At 71.7% G+C, this 18,513-nt stretch carries 17 protein-coding genes and 1 pseudogene; 3 read left to right on the forward strand and 15 right to left on the reverse strand.

What is annotated here, in order from left to right:
- Positions 1-5: 5 nt before the first annotated feature.
- Both OG866_RS03565 and OG866_RS03570 read right to left on the reverse strand, forming a co-directional pair.
- On the reverse strand, positions 6-1,025 hold the full coding sequence (locus OG866_RS03565; protein ID WP_329331887.1) for a hemolysin family protein: 1,020 nt from the start codon (positions 1,023-1,025) through the stop codon (positions 6-8).
- A complete protein-coding gene (locus OG866_RS03570; protein ID WP_329331889.1) occupies positions 1,022-2,350 on the reverse strand; it encodes a hemolysin family protein in 1,329 nt (442 codons plus the stop codon). The genes OG866_RS03565 and OG866_RS03570 overlap by 4 nt, the downstream gene beginning before the upstream one ends.
- Positions 2,351-2,537: 187 nt before the next feature.
- On the opposite strand from OG866_RS03570, the gene OG866_RS03575 reads away from it, so the two are divergent.
- Positions 2,538-2,993: a tellurite resistance TerB family protein gene (locus tag OG866_RS03575; RefSeq protein ID WP_329331890.1), complete on the forward strand. Its 456-nt coding sequence runs from the start codon at positions 2,538-2,540 to the stop codon at positions 2,991-2,993.
- Positions 2,994-3,016: 23 nt separating this feature from the next.
- Here the strand turns inward: OG866_RS03575 and OG866_RS03580 are convergent, their stop codons facing one another.
- The 6 genes from OG866_RS03580 to OG866_RS03605 form a co-directional block, all read right to left on the reverse strand.
- Entirely contained in the window at positions 3,017-3,949 is a 933-nt protein-coding gene (locus OG866_RS03580) for a M56 family metallopeptidase (protein WP_329331891.1), read from the reverse strand.
- A gap of 6 nt (positions 3,950-3,955) precedes the next feature.
- A complete protein-coding gene (locus OG866_RS03585; RefSeq protein ID WP_329331892.1) occupies positions 3,956-4,342 on the reverse strand; it encodes a BlaI/MecI/CopY family transcriptional regulator in 387 nt (128 codons plus the stop codon).
- A gap of 29 nt (positions 4,343-4,371) precedes the next feature.
- Positions 4,372-4,956: an ATP/GTP-binding protein gene (locus OG866_RS03590; protein WP_329331893.1), complete on the reverse strand. Its 585-nt coding sequence runs from the start codon at positions 4,954-4,956 to the stop codon at positions 4,372-4,374.
- A 244-nt stretch (positions 4,957-5,200) separates the two neighbouring features.
- Positions 5,201-6,871 (reverse strand): cellulase family glycosylhydrolase, encoded by a 1,671-nt coding sequence (locus tag OG866_RS03595; RefSeq protein WP_329331894.1) that lies wholly within the window; start codon positions 6,869-6,871, stop codon positions 5,201-5,203.
- Between the two features lie 149 nt (positions 6,872-7,020).
- Positions 7,021-8,703, reverse strand: a complete 1,683-nt coding sequence (locus tag OG866_RS03600; RefSeq protein ID WP_329331896.1) for a hypothetical protein — start codon at positions 8,701-8,703, stop codon at positions 7,021-7,023.
- Positions 8,704-8,743: 40 nt separating this feature from the next.
- Positions 8,744-9,901 carry a class I SAM-dependent methyltransferase gene (locus tag OG866_RS03605; protein WP_329331897.1) on the reverse strand — a complete coding sequence of 386 codons (1,158 nt, stop codon included), beginning with the start codon at positions 9,899-9,901 and terminating at the stop codon, positions 8,744-8,746.
- A gap of 295 nt (positions 9,902-10,196) precedes the next feature.
- Here OG866_RS03605 and OG866_RS03610 point away from each other — a divergent pair, with 295 nt between their 5' ends.
- The gene (locus tag OG866_RS03610; protein WP_329331898.1) at positions 10,197-11,123 is read left to right on the forward strand and encodes a GNAT family N-acetyltransferase; all 927 of its coding nucleotides are present in this window, start codon (positions 10,197-10,199) and stop codon (positions 11,121-11,123) included.
- 23 nt (positions 11,124-11,146) lie between these two features.
- On the forward strand, positions 11,147-11,923 hold the full coding sequence (locus OG866_RS03615) for a class I SAM-dependent methyltransferase (protein ID WP_329331899.1): 777 nt from the start codon (positions 11,147-11,149) through the stop codon (positions 11,921-11,923).
- Here the strand turns inward: OG866_RS03615 and OG866_RS03620 are convergent.
- From OG866_RS03620 to OG866_RS03650, 7 genes and pseudogenes are all read right to left on the reverse strand, one after another.
- Positions 11,899-12,540 carry a class I SAM-dependent methyltransferase gene (locus OG866_RS03620; protein ID WP_329331900.1) on the reverse strand — a complete coding sequence of 214 codons (642 nt, stop codon included), beginning with the start codon at positions 12,538-12,540 and terminating at the stop codon, positions 11,899-11,901. The genes OG866_RS03615 and OG866_RS03620 overlap by 25 nt on opposite strands.
- 84 nt (positions 12,541-12,624) lie before the next feature.
- A pseudogene (locus OG866_RS03625) lies at positions 12,625-12,906 on the reverse strand (response regulator transcription factor); the annotation flags it as partial.
- 211 nt (positions 12,907-13,117) lie between these two features.
- Positions 13,118-13,489 carry a hypothetical protein gene (locus tag OG866_RS03630; protein ID WP_329331901.1) on the reverse strand — a complete coding sequence of 124 codons (372 nt, stop codon included), beginning with the start codon at positions 13,487-13,489 and terminating at the stop codon, positions 13,118-13,120.
- Positions 13,490-14,073: 584 nt separating this feature from the next.
- On the reverse strand, positions 14,074-14,526 hold the full coding sequence (locus tag OG866_RS03635) for a flavodoxin family protein (RefSeq protein WP_329331902.1): 453 nt from the start codon (positions 14,524-14,526) through the stop codon (positions 14,074-14,076).
- 58 nt (positions 14,527-14,584) lie between these two features.
- On the reverse strand, positions 14,585-15,289 hold the full coding sequence (locus OG866_RS03640; RefSeq protein ID WP_329331903.1) for a hypothetical protein: 705 nt from the start codon (positions 15,287-15,289) through the stop codon (positions 14,585-14,587).
- 101 nt (positions 15,290-15,390) lie between these two features.
- Positions 15,391-17,727, reverse strand: a complete 2,337-nt coding sequence (locus tag OG866_RS03645; protein WP_329331904.1) for an ABC transporter permease — start codon at positions 17,725-17,727, stop codon at positions 15,391-15,393.
- Positions 17,724-18,416: an ABC transporter ATP-binding protein gene (locus OG866_RS03650; RefSeq protein WP_329331905.1), complete on the reverse strand. Its 693-nt coding sequence runs from the start codon at positions 18,414-18,416 to the stop codon at positions 17,724-17,726. The genes OG866_RS03645 and OG866_RS03650 overlap by 4 nt, the downstream gene beginning before the upstream one ends.
- Positions 18,417-18,513: the final 97 nt, after the last annotated feature.

The following is an 18,513-nucleotide window of genomic DNA, read 5'->3' on the forward strand; positions in this document are numbered from 1 at the left end:
CCTCGCTACGGCTGCGGCTGAAGATAGCGGGCGAGCAGGTCGTCCAACGTCACCATCCCCGTGAGCAGACCCGCCTCGTCGCGCACCACCGCGAGGGAGGCGCGGTGGCGGCGGAGCAGTTCGATCGCGGCGGCGACGGTGGTGGCCCGGGTCAGCTCCGGTACCGGACGGGCCAGGGTGCGGGCCGTCGCGGTGCGTGAGCGGGCGCGGGCCACGAGCGCGTCGCGGGCGTGCACGGAACCGAGCACCTCGCCGCCCGCCTCGCGCACGAGCAGACGGGTGCGGTCGTGGTCGGTGGCGAGACGGAGGATGTCGTCGATGCCCGCGTCCCCGGCGACGGAGGTGATCCGGGCGGCCGGGATCTGGAGGTCGACGACAGGGGTCTCCGGCTCGACGAGCGAGCGGGTGAGCAGGTCCGAGTCGGTCTCGCTGATCAGGCCGAGACGCTCCGACTCCTCGACGAGATGGGTGAGCTGCTCGCGGTTGTGGACCGAGGCCAGTTCGTCGCGCGGGGTGACCCGGCACAGTCGTACGAGCGCGTTGCTGATCCGGTTGAGGACGCCGATCAGCGGCCGTACGACCTTGACGACGGCCCGGAACGGCGGGGAGAGCAGCATGGCCGAGCGTTCGGGGTGGGCGATGGCCCAGGACTTGGGGGCCATCTCGCCGACCACCATGTGCAGGAACACGACCACGATCATGGCCACGGCGAAGGCGATGCCGTAGCTGACGGCGCTCGGCAGGCCCACCTTGTGCAGCAGCGGGTCGAGTTCATGGGAGATGGCCGGCTTGGACACCGAGCCCAGGCCCAGGGTGCAGACGGTGATGCCGAGTTGGGCGCCGGCCAGCATCAGCGACAGCTCCCGCATCCCGGCGAGCGCGGCCTTGGCACCACGCTGGCCCTGGGCCGCCGCCTTCTCCATGCGGTGCCGTTTGGCGGCGACCAGGGCGAACTCGGCGGCGACGAAGAATCCGCTGCCGATCAGCAGCAGGACGGTGACGAAGGCCGCCATCGGGAAACTCATGCCGGTTCCTCCGCCGTCTGCTGGATGCGGACCCGCTCCGGTACATGCCGGTCCAGGGTGCGTACGTCGATCAGGGCCCGTCCCCCGACGGCGAGGTCGACGGTGAGCCGGTCGCCGACGGCCGGGAAGCGGCCGAGCCGGTCCACGATCAGGCCGGCCACGGTGTCGTAGTCCTCTTCCTCGGGCAACTCGATGCCGGTGACCTCGGCGATCTCGTCGAGCCGCCTCCCGGCGTCCACCAGCCAGCCGTCTCCGTCGGGGACGGCGACCTCGATGACCGTGTCGGTCTCGTCGGCGATGTCACCGACCAGTTCCTCGGCGATGTCCTCGTAGGTGACGATGCCGGCGACGCCGCCGTGTTCGTCGAGGACGACCGCGAACTCCTCGTCCCGCTCGCGCAGTTGCTCGACCGCGTCCGGCAGCGGCAGCGTGTCGGGGAGCAGCAGGGGGCGGCGGGCCAGCGCGCCCGCGGTGGTGGCGGCCAGGGCGGTCGCGGGCAGGCGCATGAGCTCGCGTACGCCGATGACGCCCGGGACGTCGTCCGGGTGGTCGCCGAGCACCGGGTAGGTGGAGTGGCCGTGCTTGGCGATCAGGTCGACGGCCTCGGCGGCGGTGGCGTCCTTGCGGACGAAGACGGCGTCGACGCGGGGGACCATGACCTCGTCGAGGGTGCGCTCGGAGAACTCCAGGGCGTGGTCGATGAGGGCGGCGGTCTCCTTGGGCAGCTCGCCCTGCTCATGGGACTCGCCGATGAGATGGCCGAGTTCCTCCAGGGTGGCGCCGTGGTGCAGTTCCTCGACGGGCTCGATGCCCGCCTTGCGCAGCAGACGGTTGGCGGCGCCGTCGAAGACGTGCACGAGCGGCCCGACGACCTTGAGATAGGCGAGGGTCGAGCCCGCGAGCGACTTCGCCAGGCGTTCCGGCACGGCGATGGCGAGGTTCTTCGGGGCCAGTTCACCGAGGACCATCTGGACGACGGTGGCGAGGACGAAGGCGAGCACCACCGAGATGCCGCCGACCGCTCCCTCGGGCACTCCTGCGCCGGTCAGGGCGGGCTTCAGCAGCGCGGAGACGGAGGGCTCGGCGATGAAGCCGACGACCAGGCCGGTGACGGTGATGCCGAGTTGGGCGCCGGACAGCATGAACGACAGCCGCTCAAGGACCGTCAGCGCCCGGGCTGCCTTCCGGTCGCCCGCCTCGGCCTCCCGGGCGAGGGCAAGTCGGTCCGCGGAGACGTACGCGAACTCCTGGGCGACGAAGTAGCCGGTGCCGGCGGTGAGGACGAAGACGGCCAGCAGGCCGAGCAGGGCGTTGGCGGTACTCATCCCTGCCCCCGGGGGTCCGTCGGTCGGGCGGACAAAGCGCGCTCCTTCAATGGTCGTTCCATGGCCGTTTCCAGGATCGCCGGAACTAATCGACCCAGCCGCTAGTTTCTACGTTGCTGTAGATATTACGGGGGTGCCGGTCCGTCAGCGGGACGGGCCGGGCCCCGACACACCTTTGGGAGTTGCGATGGCCCTGTGGGACCGCGTCAAGGAGTCCGCGTCGACGATGCAGACCCAGCTCATGGCGAAGAAGAACGACCTCAAGAGCGGCGCCTTCCGCGATGCCAGCATGGCCATGTGCGCGCTGGTGGCCGCCGCCGACGGCACGGTGGATCCGTCCGAGCGGCAGCGCGTCGCCCAGTTGATCGCCGGCAACGAGGTGCTCCAGAACTTCGACGCCATGGACCTTCAGCGGCGCTTCGACGAGAACCTGAACAAGCTCACCGCCGACTTCGCGTTCGGCAAGGTGAGCGTGCTCCAGGAGATCGGCAAGGCGAAGAAGAAGCCCGCCGAGGCGCGTGCCGTCATCCAGATCGGCATCGTCATCGGCGGCGCCGACGGCGACTTCGACAAGACCGAGCAGGCCGTCGTCCGTGAGGCGTGTTTCGCCCTGGACCTGCCGCCGCACGAGTTCGACCTCTGAGTCCGGTGCCCGGCGACGCCTCGCTACAGGGGCGTCGCCGCGCGCAGGATGAGGACCATCGTCACCGCGGAGTTGGCGGACGACATCGCCGACGCCGCGGTCCCGGCGGCGGCCGCCCAGGCCGCCAGGCCCACCGCCGTGAACATCGACGGCCAGCTGCGCGGCGCGGGTGCCGGCCGCAGCAGGGCGGCCACCCGGCGCGGTACAGGGCCGGGCAGCGCGAACCCCGCGAGCGTGGGCACCGGTGTCCCGCGTGAGGCCAGGGCCGCCTTGCCGATCGCGCGCGCCACGGTGCGCCGGTCGCCGACGGCCCGCGCCGCCTCCTCGTCCGCCCAGCGCTCGGTCGTGTAGGCCACGGCCGTGCGCAGCGGCGCCAGGAACGGATTGGCGCGCGCCGCGAGTCGCGCGACGAGCAGGAACCGATGGTGACGGGCGGCCAGATGGGCCCGCTCGTGCGCGAACAGGGCCCGCCGCTCGGCGGGCCGCAACCCGGCCAGCAGCGCCGTCGTCACGACGATCCGGCCCCTGGCCCCACCGGGCAGGGCGTAGGCGTACGGCTCCTGCTCCGGCAGTACGACGACCTGCGCGCCCGGCAGCCCGCCCAGCGCCCGGTGGGCGCGCCGCCGTGTCCGGCCGTGCCGCCACAGGGTGCGCCCGCACACCATGGCGACAGCCAGCAGGACGGGGATGGCGGCCCGCCCGGCCACCTCGTCGTAGGGCACGGCCGCGCGGACCTCGGGGTCCGACCAGCCGTCCGGCAGCGGGTTGCCCGGCAGTTGTGCGGTGCCGACCACCATCAGCAGCGCCAGGCAGACCGTGCTGCACACCGCCATCACCCCGGCCACGGCCGTCAGCAGCCGGGTGGCGAGGCGTGGATGCAGATGCTGCTCGGCCAGCCGCGCGATCGGCCAGGCCGTCAAGGGCAGGACCAGCGGCAGAAAGACAAACATCCCCATGTGGTCTCAGTCTTCCCCTTCGCTCTCCGCCTGCCTCAGCAGTTCCCTCAGCAGTCGCTCGTCGTCGGGTTCGAGGGAGGTGACGAAGCTGGCGAGGACCGCCTCCCGGTCGCTCTCGCCGTCCAGCAGCTTGCGCATCCGGTGCGCGGCGAGTCCCGCCTCGTCCGACACCGGCGTCCAGGCGAAGGAGCGGCCCGCGCGCTCGCGGGTCACCGCTCCCTTGGCCAGCAGCCGGGTCAGGATCGTGATCACCGTCGTATAGGCCAGATCCCCGCCGAGACGCTCCTGCACCCAGCCCGCGGTCGCCGGTCCGTCCGCCGCCCGCAGAGCCGACAGGACCTGTACCTCCAGCTCGCCCTGCCCCCGTCGCCGGGGACGCCGGTGATCCGTCACTCCCTGTCTCCCTTCCGCTGCCGCGCACGTCACGGGCGGTCCATCGTAAGGACACCCGGCGTCGGATCCGCGGGTCCGGGTGTCGAAAGGACGGAACGCACCGCGGCGATCCGGTCCGCGAGGTCGGCGGCGGGGATGTCCAGGAGTTCGTAGCCGAAGGCGCGGTAACTCTCCTCGTGAACCTTCTCGAACTCCAGCGACTCCTCGAAGCTGATGCGGCGTGCGCGGGTGGGTGCGCAGAAGCCGAGGTTGCGGACGAAGAACACCTGGCGTCGGTAGACGCGCTCGGTGGTGATCCGCTCGATCTCCGCGGTCAGCGACGGGGGAATCGGGCGGCCCAGGTACCGGGCGAGGGCGTGGGTGCAGATCGGTGACCGGTCGTACACCTGCGCCGGGCCGGTGGCGGGAGCCGCCAGCTGCCGTGCCTTCTGCATCGCCACGATGTCGTCCAGGAACGACGCCCGGGTCCACGGCTCGTCCTCGCCCCGGGCCTGGGCCAGGGCGATGACGGCGGTGGCCGCCTCCTCCACGACCGGATGGCCGAGGTCGGCCAGACCGCGCAGGATCGAGGTCTTTCCGGCACCGGGGGTGCCGGTGAGGATGTATCGGCGCATGGTCGCTCGCAAGGGTGAGGGGCCGTCAGCTGCTCGGACGCGTGGCGGGTCGGCGTCGCCGTGTGGCCCGGAGACGGGCGAAGTCGGCGGAGGATTCCCGCGGTTCCTGGACGAGAAGGTCGAGGCTCGCGTCGTCAGGGTAGCCGGTGCGGGCGTGGTGGGCGTCGGCGACGGCCGCGGCTGACCGGCGGGCGCATGCCGCGCCGGTCAGCCCGGAGTACCGGTGGTCAGCCGGAACGAGGGATCAACTGGTCGCGCAGGTACTGCCGTTGAGCGTGAAGGCGGTCGGTGCCGCGTTGGTCGTGCCCTTGGCGCCGATGAAGCCGACGGTGACCGAACCGGCGGCGGCGATGCTGGACGTGTACGAGGCGGGGGTGACGGTGACGTTGGCACCGCTCTGGGTCGGGGTGCCGCCCCACATGTTGGAGACCGTCTGGCCGTTGGCGAAGGAGAAGCCGAGGGTCCAGCCGTTGATGGCGGTGGTGCCGGTGTTGCGGACCGTGATCTCACCCTGGAAGCCGCCCGGCCACTCCCCCACGATCCGGTAGCCGACCGCGCAGTTGAGCACCGGGGCCTTGCCGGTCGTGACGTTCACGGTCGCCGATCGGGTTGAGCGGTTGCCCGCCGCGTCCCGGGCGTAGACGGCGAAGGTGTACGCCGTCTCCGCCGAAAGCCCCGTCACCGTCACCGAGTTGGTGGTGGAGGCGGCGACCTTGGTCTCGGTGCCGGCGCCGACCCGGACGACGTCGTAGCCGGCGACGCCGACGTTGTCGGTGGAGGCGGTCCAGGTGAGGGCCGCGGAGGTGGCCGTCACCGCGGAGGCGCTCGGGGTGCCGGGGGTGGTGGGGGCCTGGGCGTCGCCGGAGCCGCCGCCATAGACGGTGGCTTCCTTCGCGGTCTGGGCGATGCCGTTGGTGCCGTTGAAGATGCGCTGGCCCCAGGAACTCAGCTGGTTCGGGTCGAAGTCGATCGCGAGGTCGAGGATCGGGTCGGTGTTGCCGCTCCACGACCAGGCCAGATACCCGAGGTCGAGCTGCTCGGCGGTGGCCATCATGGTGTCCTCGTCCGGGTCGCCCCACTGGTCGGCCGGACCGCCGAACTCACCGATGAGAATGGGGAGTTTGGCATTGACGAAGGCGTTGAGGTAGTCGGTGATCTCCGCGGCGGTGTCGAAGACGCTGTACATGTGGATCGAGAAGATCAGGTTGCCGGTGGTGTCGGCGTTGTAGACGGTCTGGGCGTTGGTGCGCATGACCTGCTGCCAGTCCTGGCCCCAGTTGGGGGCGTCCACCATGATCGTGTGCTCGAACCCGGCGTTGCGCAGTTTCTTGATCGCGGCGACGGTGGGGTCGGTCCAGCCCTCGGGGCTGGTGTTGCCCCAGGGCTCGTTGCCGATGTTGATGATGATGTAGTTCTCCTGGCCGGCGAGCACGTTCTTCAGGCCGATCCAGTAGTCGGCGGCCTGGTCGAGCGTGCCGGCCGCGCTGTCCTCGCCGTAGCCGGTGGTGTCGTGCACCTCCAGGACACAGATGAGCCGGTTGGCCTTGCACTGGGTGACAACGTTGGCAACGTCCGTCGCGGTGTTGGCGGTCCAGCGGTGGCCGTCGGCCAGGACGACCCGGACGGCGTTGGCGCCGAGCGCCTTGATGTCGGACAGCGACTGTGTCTCGTTCGGGTACCAGGTGTGGGCGTGGTTGACGCCGCGCATCACGAAGTCGTTGCCGTTGCCTTCGAGCAGCCGGCCGTTGCTGATGTGGAGGCCGGTGGCCTGGGTGCCCGGCGGCTCGGCCTGGGCGTGGGCGGCGGCCGGCCAGAGAGCGCCGAGCAGGACGAGCCCGAGGAGGGCTGCCGCCAGTCGGGCGAGGAGGCTCGAATGCGTCGTGCTGTTTCTTGTCGTGCTTCTTGTTCTTCTCACTGCGACTCCTGGGAGTGAGCGCCAAGAAACTCAGGCATGGGAGGAGAGCGATATGGGAGCGCTCCCATACAACCGATCGCGCCAGGTACACGTCAAGGGAATGCGCAAAGACCACTGGATGACCCATAGATGGTCGACACTGCGCCGGCTCAGCCGCAGCACCCGTCTCCGCCGCCGTTCCCCGTCACCGCGTCGAGCCGGCAGAAGCAGGACGCCTCGATCGGCACGTCCGCCAGCGCGACCGCGAACTTCAGCTGCTGGGCGACGATCCGCGCCTCCTCCGTCTTCCCGAGCCGGACCAGGCACTCGTGGAAGCCGTGCAGCGCCCAGACGTTGCCGGGGTGCTGGACAGCTCGGGGCAGCGTGTCGTCGAGGCCCAGGTCGGCGCGGTAGACCACCTCGGCCTCCGCGACCCGCCCCTGTTCCAGGAGCAGGGCTCCGTAGGCGTGCCGGGCGGGCTGCATCCAGCCCCACGGCTCGTCGTAGGGCAGGGCGTCGGCGAGTGCGATCGACCGTTCCAGTGCGGTGAAGGCGGTGTCGAAGTCGCCCTTGCGGTAGGCGAGTTCACCGTCGAGCATCGCGGAGGCGATGGCGAGGATGTCGGCGCAGGTGTTGTTGAACAGCATGCGCGTCCCGGGGACGCGGGCCACCGCCGCACGGAACGAGGTCCGTTCGGCCTCGGCCTCGGGGAGGCGGCCGAGGGCGGACAGGGCGACCCCGCGGGCGTAGTGGAGCATCGCGGTCGTCACGCAGTACAGCTCCGGGTCGGCGGGCAGCGGCAGTTGGAGGATGTCGGCCCAGCGGCCGAAGCGGATCAGCACATGGACCCGCATGGCGAGGAAGCCCTCCAGCCAGTCGGCCATGGGCGGGCTCTGCACACGCAGCAGGCCCTCCGGGATCGACGCCTCCAGTTCGGCGGCGGTCTCCAGGGCGACCCGGGACTGGCCGAGGAACATCGCGCCGTAGATCTTGAAGTGGTAGTTGTGCGACCGGTACAGGGTGTAGAAGTTCATCGCCCCCGCCCGTTCCCGGTACTTCTCGTCGGCGGCGATGGCCGCGCTGTTGTCCGACACGACCCTGCGGTAGTCACCGCACAGCACGTCCAGGTGGGACGGCATGTGCTGGAGGTGCCCCGCGTCGGGCACCAGGCCGCGCAGCCGGTCGGCGACGGGCAGGGCCGCCTCCGGGGTCGGGGACATCTCCATCAGATGGACGTACAGGTGCAGCACGCCCGGGTGCCGTGCGCCGGCGTCCGCGGCGAGCGCACGGTCGAGCACCGCCTTGGCCGCCAAGGCGCGCGAGCCGTCCGCCGGTTCGCCGGTCCTCAGGTCCCACAGCTGCCAAGGGGTCAGGTTCATCAGGGCGTCGGCGTACAGCGCGGCGATGTCGGTGTCGTCGGGGGCGAGTTCATGGACGGCCCGCATGCTGTCGGCGTAGGGCTCGTTCCACACCGCGCAGTCCGCCACCGGCTTCGCCTGCGGATAGCGGGCGCGCAGCGCCTCGATCAGGGCCCGCTCCACGGGGGTGGCGCCGGTCCGCGCCTTCTCGTGCGCCCGCTCGACCGCGGCGTGGGTGCGCTCGACGGTCCGGGCGAGGTCGTCGCCGTCGAAGAACTCCCACGGCTTGTTGTAGTTGGGGCCCAGCGCATACGCGATGCCCCAGTGGGCCATGGCGCAGTCGGGATCGGCCTCGGCGGCGGCCTCGAAGCACCTGACGGCCTCCTCGTGATGGAAGGCGTACGTCCACACCAGCCCCCGGTCGAACCAGAGTTGGGCCTCCGGCGAGCTGGTGGTCACGGTGCGGGTGTGGGTGCCGAGGTCGTAGTAGTCCATGGGGTTCCCCCGAGCGCGAGCCAGGTCTGGATGCGTGACGTTACAGGGCATTTCGCCCCCGACACGCCGACATGGAGGGGTGGACGGCCAGGCGCCACAGGGAGGTGACTTCAGCGGCTCGCGCGGCGTGCAGCGGGTCGTTGGTGTCCCTCGACCGGGGGTGCCGCGGCCGGGTGTCGATGCGGTCCACGACGCGAAGACCGGCTGCCTCGACGGCGGTGAGCAGTTCGCCGCGGGTCCTGAGGCCGAGGTGCTCCGCGAGGTCGGAGAGGACGAGCCATCCCTCGCCGCCCGGGGCGAGGTGGTCCGCCAGGCCGTCCAGGAAGCCGTGCAGCATCGCGCCGTCGGGGTCGTACACGCCCTGCTCGACGGCGGACGTGGGCCGGGCCGGCAACCAGGGCGGGTTGCACACGACGAGGTCGGCGCGGCCTTCCGGGAACAGGGCGGGGCCCACGACCTCGACCCGCCCGGTGAGTCCCAGCCGCCGCACGTTGTCGCGGGCGCAGGACAGGGCGCGCGGCGCGATGTCCGTGGCCACGACGCGTTCGACACCGCGCCCGGCCAGGACGGCGGCGAGCACCCCGGTCCCCGTGCCGAGGTCGAAGGCGGTCCGGCAGGGCACGGCCGCGGGCAGCGGCGCCCGTGCGACGAGGTCGACGTACTCGCCCCTGACCGGGGAGAAGACACCGTAGTGCGGGTGGACGCGGGCGCCGAGGGCCGGTACTTCGACCCCCTTCGCCCGCCACTCCCGCGCGCCGATGACACCGAGCAGCTCCGTCAGAGCGACCGCCATGGACCCGTCCGGCGGGCCGTACGCCTCGGTGCACGCCCGCCGCACGTCGGGTGCCCGGCGCAGGGCCAGGCTGTGGTCGTCCTCCAGCAGCACGATCAGCCTGCCCAGGACACGGGCGCGATGGCCGCGCGCCCGGCGGTGCAGATGAAAGGACTCCTCCGGGGTGGTGCCGGGACGGGCCGGTCGACCGTCGACGCGGCGGCGCATCGCGTTCAGCAGGTGACGTGCGTGGGGGAAGTCGCCCCGCCACAGCAACGCCGTGCCCTCGCAGGCGAGTCGGTAGGCGGTGGCGGCTTTCGTCCGGTCGTCGGCGACGACGATCCGGCGGGGCGGTGGGGCGGCGCTCTCGGAGTGCCAGTGGGCGGATCGGGCGGCGTGGTCTTCGGTCCAGTGGATCGTGGACACGGAGGTACTCCTCGTGTTCGAACGTGCGGGGGCACGAAGAGCACTTCGACGAGGAGCAGCACCGACGGCCCGTGCTACGGCACGGGCTCGGGGATCGGGGCAGGTGAAACTACGGCTCCCGCGTCGAAGCGCGCGAGGAGACGTCGCCCAGAACCATGCCGAGTGTCACGAGGGGTCCTTCCGGAGAGATGACGTACGAGGCTCGCACGGCGTCCCGCGTCCGGGCAAACCGTGTCGGTCTCCGGGCGCCGAAAACCCGTTGCGGCGGCCCGCGGCCCCCAGGACCCTGGCCCTCATGCCTTACCTTCAGCGCCCCGCCGGGCTCGCCGACGCGCCCGCGATCACCGAGCTGCTCAATGTCGTGGACGAGATCGAGATCGGCCGGCGTGAGACCGACCTCGCCACGGTGGAGGCCGATCTGCGGCATCCCGAGGTCGATCTGGAGCGCGACTCCTGGCTGACCTTCGACGGGGAGAGGCTGGTGGCGTACGGGCTGCTGTGGGACGACTCCGGGAACGAGCGGATCGACGTCGACCACTACGTCCTGCCCGACCACCAGCGGGCCGGGGCACAGATCCTCGACGCCCTCCAGATCAGGGCCCTTGCCCGGGCCCGGGCGAACGGTGCCGCCAAGGCCGTCGTCCATCTGCACCTCAACACCCGGCCGACGCTGGACACTTCGCTCCTCGATGAGCGCGGCTGGTACGTCGTACGGCGCTACCACGTGCTGCGACGGCCCCTCGACCGGGCCGAGGACCGTGCGCCGCAGCTGCCCCAAGGCGTGCACATCCGCCCCTGCACCGCCGAGGCGGACCGGCGGCGCGCCCATCGGCTCTACCAGTCCACCTTCGCCGAGCACTTCGACTTCCAGCCGCGTACGTACGACCAGTGGCTGCACGACATCGACGCCGAGCGCCTCGACTGGTCACTGGTGTGGCTCGTCGACACCGAGGAGCTGGGGGACACCGGGTTCCTGATCGCGCGGGACGATCGCGAGGCGATGGGGTGGATCCGCAGTGTCGGGGTGTCGCGGGAGGCGCGCGGAAGGGGACTGGGCGGGCTGCTGCTCCGGCAGGCCTTCGCCGCGTTCGCCGCGCGGGGCCGGGACACCGTGGGGCTGGGCGTGGACACGGCCAACGCGACCGGCGCGCCCGAACTGTACGGGCGCAACGGGCTGAGCCTCCACTACGCGGTCGATACTTGGGAAACGGTTCTGACCTGATCGTCGCGGCGAAAGGTGCGTGCATGTCCTCGGCCCGGGATTTCTACGACGACCTTGCCGCCGACTACCACCTGATGTTCGCGGACTGGGAGGCGAGCACGGCCCGTCAGGCCGCCGTCCTGGACACCCTGGTCCAGCGGCGCCTGGGCGCGGGGCCGCATCGCGTCCTGGACTGCTCCTGCGGGATCGGCACCCAGGCGATCGGGCTGGCCGGGGCCGGGTACGACGTCGTCGGCAGCGACCTGAGCCCCCGTGCCGCGGCGCGCGCCACGGCCGAGGCCGCCGCACGGGGCGTCCGGCTCCCGACGGCCGCCGCGGACATGCGCCGACTGCCGTTCGGGGCGTCGGTCTTCGACGTCGTCGTCTGCGCCGACAACGCGCTGCCCCATCTGCTCTCCGCGCAGGACGTCTCGACGGCGCTGAGCGGGATCCGGCGCGTGCTGCGGGACGGCGGGCTGCTGGTGCTCACACTCCGGGACTACGACGAGCTCCGCCGGACCCGGCCGGCCTCCACGCCGCCCCAGGTCAGGGAGACACCGGACGGCCGAGTGATCACCTTTCAGCTGTGGCACTGGCACGAGGACGGCGAGCGCTACGACCTGGAGCACTTCCAGGTGATCCCCTCGGGCGAGGGCTGGACGGTCCGGCGGCGCACCACCACCTACTGGGCGCTGACACGGCCCCTGCTCACGCGGCTGCTCGCCGAGGCGGGCTTCGCCGACGTCATGTGGCACGCGCCGGAGGCGACGGGGTTCTACCAGCCGGTCGTGACGTGTCAGGAGCGGCGGGCCAGCACATAGGCCCGGTGGGTCTCCGCCTCGTGGGCGTAGTGCGCGCGCTCCAGTTTCATCTCGACCGTGAGGCCCGCCGCTTCGAGCAGGTCGGCGATGTGGACGGGGTCGAGGAAGCGGAAGTCGACGTCCACGGAGTGGCCCCACCACTCGTCCAGGTGCCGGACCTCCTCGCCGATGTGGAAGGAGAGAAGGAGCAGGCCGCCGGGGCGCAGCACACGCGTCATCTCCTCGAAGGCGCGCGGCAGTTCGCCCGGTTCGAGATGGATGACGGTGTAGAGGGCGACCAGGGAGCCGAACTCGGCGTCCTTGGCGGGCAGTTCCAGCAGGTCGCCCTGACGGAACTCCACCCGCGGGAACCGGCTGCGCCCCGCCTCGACCATCCCCGCCGACAGATCGATGCCGACCGTCCGTGCTCCCTTCTGCGCCAGCCAGGCCGCCACATGCCCGGGCCCGCAGCCCAAGTCACCGACCGGCGCCCCCGGTTCGGTCTGCTCGAGGAGCGCGGTGAGCAACGCCCGGTCCAGGGGCTTGCCTTCGAGCTCGGCGTGCAGCCGGGTCGTGTACTCCTCGGCCACGGTGTCGTAGCTGTGCCGTACGGAGTCGTGCCGCGCGTGATCACTCATACGGCCAGCATGGCATCCCCGCCTCCGCGCAAGGGTTTCCGGACGGGAACTGGACAGGGTGGGTGCAGTCGGGCGGCACGATCCTCAGCGGGGCCCGGACCGGGGCCGGACCAGCCCGGTCCGGTAGGCGATCACGACCGGTTGGGCGCGGTCGCGGGCGCCGGGCTTGGTCATGGCGCGCTGGACGTGGGTGCGCACCGTCAGCACGCTCAGGACGAGGTGCTCGGCGATCTGCTCGTTTGACCGCCCCTCGGCGGCCAGAACAGTGACCTCCCGTTCCCGCGGGGTGAGGTCGGCCAACCGCTCCGGCGGGGTCAGGAAGCTGCCGGACGCCGGTGCGCTGAGGAAGCGGGTGATGAGGGCGCGGGCGACGTACTCCTCGGTCGGCCTTCTGGGACTCGATGCCCGGCATCGAGAACTCCTCGTCGGAGGTTCCCGGGGCCTGGAGGGCGCCGAGTCCGACGGCGGCCAGGACGGCCATCCACGCCAGGGCGACGTATCCACGCCGCCCGAAGGCCAGTCGGCCCAGTCGATAGAGAAAAGCAGCCACGTCAGGGGACCCCACATCCGTGCTCGATCAGGTCACCCAGCCTGTCCCGGCGGGGGTCCCCGAGTCGTCGTCCGGCCGCTGGCAGTGCCGGCTGCTGCACTCGCAGGACCGTCTACTGAAACCGCAGTACACGCCGGGCCCGCGCTCTCCTGCCCCGGGACTACGACCGGCGCATCCCGCCACGGTCACCCGGTCGCGCGCACCGCTCGCAGCACGGCCTGGGCCATTCAGCGGTTCGACCCAGCGCACGTCGGCCCTCGCGCAGGCGCCGCGTCCGTCGGAGGGGCCGCAGGTGTCGACGCAACCGGCTCCGGCGTCGTTCGCGGCCTCCCGCAGCATGGTGTTGAGCTGCTGTTCCTTCTGCCGCAGGTAGGTGACGTCGCCGGGGGCCAGCCCCATCTCCCGTCCGCAGTCGGCGCCTTGGGCGGGCAGGATCGCCGGCTAGCCCACCAGAGGTCCGCCGCTCACGGCACGGGGCCCGTCGGGTGCCAAGTCCCCGATGCGGCTCTCCAGTTGGTGGCGGACACCGGCCTTGACGCAACCGGTCACCAGCGAGCCGAAGCCGATGTCGTTGCCGCCGACAGGTCGCCCGTCGTGGCCCCGTCGCAGCTCATGTCGCGGAACTGGGCCGGTTGCAGGCCGAGTTCGGCGGCGACGAGCGCCGGGTAGTTCCGGTCGGAGCGGTCGCCGACCGCGGTGACGAGCGCGGCGCACGACTGGGCCGCCCCCAGCCCGAGGCTGGTACGAGTTCTCGTCCGAGGTCACGCCTTCCGGTACGGCGCCGACGCGGCGCGGGCGGTGCTGCACACCGCCTCACGCTCGCCTCACGAGGCCGGTCGCGTCGTCGTCCCGCTGCGGGCTGTACCGGCTACTGAGCCCGCAGTAGCCGCCACCCGGCCCGTCCTCCGGAGGGACGCGCCGGCTCCACGACGCCGCATGGACCGCCCGCCGTCACCCCCACGGTCGCGCGAGGGAGGCCGCCGTCACTCCATCAGCCCGGCCGCGACCGTCGCGCCCAGCTCCCAGCAGGCCTCCACATCGGACTTGCCCGGCGCGCCCGTCACCGTCACGGCGTCTGCCGCACGGCGCCAGCCGAGGCCCGTGGTGATGGACTCGATGCCGCGGACCGCGCCGGTGACATCGCTGCCGCCGTGGACGTAGTAGCCGAAGGGCCGCCCCCGTGTCTCGTCCAGACACGGGTAGTAGACCTGGTCGAAGAAGTGCTTGAGGGCCCCGGACATGTAGCCGAGGTTCGCCGGTGTGCCCAGCAGGAAGCCGTCGGCGGCGAGCACGTCGGAGGCGGTGGCCGCGAGGGCGGCCCGCCGCACGACCTGGACGTTCTCGATCTCCGGGTCGGTGGCCCCGGAGACGACGGCTTCCAGCAGCTCCTGGCAGTTGGGCGAGGGGGTGTGATGCACGATCAGCAAGGTAGGCACACCCCGAACCCTGCCGTCGTCCCGGCGCCCGGCGCAAACGCGGCGGCCGCCCGGACGGCTACTTCACCTTGCCGGTGAAGATCGCGGTCTCCGACTCGTAGTCGGGCGCCACCTCGACCTGGAGGAAGGTCTCGCCCTTCGGCAGCTCGCAGCCCCAGGGCACGGAGAGCGAACGGCCGGCCAGGATGCTGGTGTCGGGCAGACCGTCGAGTCCGTCGTCGTAGATGGACTCGCCCTCCTTGCCCTCGTCGCCGTAGGCGCAGTTGACCGTCATCATCGAGGCGTCGATCTTCTTGTCCGACTTGTTCACGATCTTGATGGTGAACTTGGCGTACGGAGTCTTCTCCGGCGACGCGTACTCGCTGGAGACCGCCCGGGTGATCTTGGTCAGGCTGATCTCGACGTCGTTGTCGTACGCGATGGTGTCGTCGAAGCCGTAGGAGTCGTCGCCGGACTCCTCGGCCGGCGCGTCGGAGTCCGCCGCGTCCGTGGCGGAGTCGTCGGCAGCGGTGTCGCCGCCCTCGGCCGGCGCCGTCTTGGTGACGGTGACGGTCGGCGCCGCCTCCGCCTTGCCGTCGCCGCTGACGCTCGCGGTGACGACCGCGGCGAGGACGGCCGCGACCACCGCCGCGCCGGCCGCGATGAGGACCGTGGTGGTCTTCTTCGGGCCCTGCGGCGCCTGAGGCGGCTGCGGCGGATAGTAGCCGGGCGCGGGCGGCGGCGTGTAGCCGGGCATGGGCGGCTGCGTGTTGTCGTAACTCATGGTCCCCCCAGGGATGGTTCTGTTGCGCGGTCAATCATCACCCGGGGGACCGCCATTGTGGAGGTGTCGTAATGAAAATGTGCTGATGAGGGCTCTGTTCGCTACTCCGTGCGCAGGGCCGTCGCGGTGCGGGCCCGCGCCGCCCAGCTCGCCGGGAGCAGTGCGCCGAGTGCGGCGATGAGGAGGCCGGCGCAGCCGAGCAGGAGCAGTTCCGGGGTGTCGTACACGTCCAGGACGGCCTTCGGCAGTCCGGTGTCGGCGGTCTCCGCCATCTTCGGCAGGACATAGCCGTGCAGCGCGTACCCGAGCGGCACCCCGATGACTCCGCCGACCACGCCGATCCCGGCCACCGAGGCGAGCACGAGGCTCACGGTCTGCCGGGGTGACATGCCGAGCGCCTTGCACACGCCCAGGTCGTGGACGCGTTCGCGGGTGTCGAGGACGACGGAGTTGAGCACGCCGAGTCCGGCCACGGAGACCAGCATCAGGGTGAGCAGCGCCGCCATCGCGTCCAGGACGAGGATGAGGTTGTCCTGCCGCGACGAGGAGTTGGCCATGGCCTCGCCGCCGAGCGCGCGCACCGTCTCGCCGAGGGTGGTGGCGTACTGGGTGGCCTGGACGCCCGACTTGAGCTCGACGAGGAACATCTGTGTCTCGACGGCCGGGAAGTCGGCGAGGCTCGCGTGGAAGCGGAGTCCGTCGTCGGAGGTGTCGAAGGCCTCGCCGACGATCGTCAGGGTCCGTGTCCGCTTGCCGACCGTCACCCGTACCGTGTCGCCGACCTCGGTCTCGGTGGTGTTCAGGAAGTGGGTGGAGACCACGACCTGGCCGGGTCCGGTGATCCAGTGCCCGGAGATCATCTCGTAGGAGGCGGAGCGCAGGTCGCCGTCGTAGAGCACCGCCTGCACGGCACCCGAGACGCCGGCGGCGGTGGCGTCCGTCTGGGTCCTGCCGTAGTAGGTTTCGGTGCCCGACTGCTGCTCGATGGCGGCGGCCACCCGCACCGGATCGGCCGTGGCGGTCTCGCCCCCGCCGGGTCCGGAACGGGGTGGGCCGGTGAAGACGGTGACCGGGGTGCGGTCCTCCGGGTCCTGGGCCGATCCGACCGCGTTGAGGGACGCGGTCAGCCCGAGTGCGAAGGTGGCCGCGACGGTGCCGAAGGCCACCGCGAGCAGCATCGCGAGGGTGCGCACCGGATGCGCGAAGGGACCGGCGAGGCCGTAGGTCACCGCGCGCGGCAACGGCAGCCGCCCCGCCGCCCGGTGGGCCCACTGCCCCCGCCCGGTGCGCGGCGCCCGGCCCACCGCGATGGCCTCCACGGTCGGCAGCCGTCCGGCCCGCAGCGCGGGCACCAGCGCGGCGACCGCGACGACGAACAGCGCGGCACCGGCCACCAGGACGTCCACCCACCAGGCCACCGACAGGGACGCGCTCCCGTAGACCGTCTCGGTGTCCTCCAGGAGCGGCATGGCCATCAGATTTCCCAGTACGACGCCGAGCGCGATCCCGGCTCCGGCGGGGACCAGTGCCTGCGCGACGTAGGCGCGTACGACCTCGCGCGGGGTGAAGCCGAGGGCCTTGAGGATGCCGATCCTGCGCAGGCTGGTGCCGACGGCGCCGCTGATGACGCTGCCGACGATGATGACCGACATGACGATGCCGAGGACGCCGAACGCCATCAGGAAGGGGATGGTCGGCGCCGCGTTCTGGTCGGCGGCACGCTTGGTGTCCAGCCAGGACTCGGTACCCATGAGCGCGCCGGAGGGCAGGGCGGCGGTGAGCTTGAGGCGGTCGGCGGCGATCTGGGCCTTGGTGGCCGCGGAGTCGAAGCGGTAGAGCATCTGGCTGCTGACCCGGGTGACGTCGGAGGCGAGTGCGGTGACCTGTGCGGGGGTCGCCCAGGCGTCGGCGGTCTCGCCGACCGAGTGGGCGAAGCCGACGACCGTCAGGGCGGTGCCGTCCGCGGCGTCCGAGGTGTTGAGCGTGGCGCCGAGCCGGAGGGCGGGGCCCTCGAACTCGCTGGAGAGGACGACCTCGCCCGCCTTCGTCGGCCACCGTCCGGACTTCAGGTTCAGCCGGTCGACGTCGGTGTCCGGTGCGGACCGCCCCACCAGCGTCACCGACGGCAGATGGCCACCGCCCTCGTCCACCGGACGGATCGTTGTGACGGGATACGGCCCCGCGGTCCCCGTCACCCCGTCGAGCCGTGCGGTGGCCTTCAGTTGGGCGGTGCTCGCCCTGGCCAGGTCGAACTGCGCGACGAGGTGCGCCCCGTTCTGCGCGGCGAAGGCGTGGTCGAAGGGCGCGTTGGAGGCGACCATCAGCGATCCGGCGACCACGGCCGAGGCCACGGCCATCATGGTGGCGAGGGCGATGACGACCGTCTGCACCCGGCGCCGGCCCACCCCGGACCGTACGACGCGGCTGAGCGCGCTCATCGGACCGCCTCCGCCTGGGTGTCGAGGGCGAGATGGCCGTCGACCAGATGGATCGTGCGGCTCGCGACCGCCTCGGCGAGGGCCGGGTCATGGGTGACCAGCACGATGGTCTGGCCGCCCCGGTGCAGGTCCACCAGCAGTTCCCGTACGTCGTGGCCGGAGGCGCTGTCGAGGGCGCCGGTCGGTTCGTCGGCGAGGAGCAGCGCGGGCCGGTTCACCAACGCCCGTGCCACCGCGACCCGTTGCCGCTCGCCGCCGGACAGCCGGCCCGGGTAGGCGCGGGCGTGCTTCTGGATGCCCAGCAGCTCCATGAGCTCACCGGCCCGGGCGGCGGCCTTGCGCCGTGCGGTGCCGGTGAGTTGGGCGGGGAGCTGGATGTTGTCGGCGACGGTGAGGTCGTCGAGCAGGTTGAAGAACTGGAAGACCATGCCGATCCGTTCGCGGCGGAACCGTGCCGACGCGTGCTCGCTCAGCCGGTCGACGCGCTCACCGGCGACGGTCACGGTGCCGGTGGTCGGCTTGTCGAGGCCCGCGACGAGGTTCAGCAGCGTGGACTTGCCGCTGCCGGAGGGGCCGGTGACGGCGAGGGCCTCGCCCTGGGCGACACCTAGGTCGATCGGTCCGAGCGCGGGTGCGCCGGAACTGTCGTAGCGCTTGGCCACGCCCGCCAGTTCGATCACTTGAGTCATGGGAGTCGTCCGTCCTTGTGAGTGGAGTGGGCCCGCGCTGTGCACCGGCCCAGTGAACGTAGGGGCGGGCCCGGGTGCGGCGCGTCGGCCGGGGCAC

Origin of the sequence: Streptomyces sp. NBC_00663 (assembly GCF_036226885.1) — a bacterium.
GTDB lineage: Bacteria > Actinomycetota > Actinomycetes > Streptomycetales > Streptomycetaceae > Streptomyces.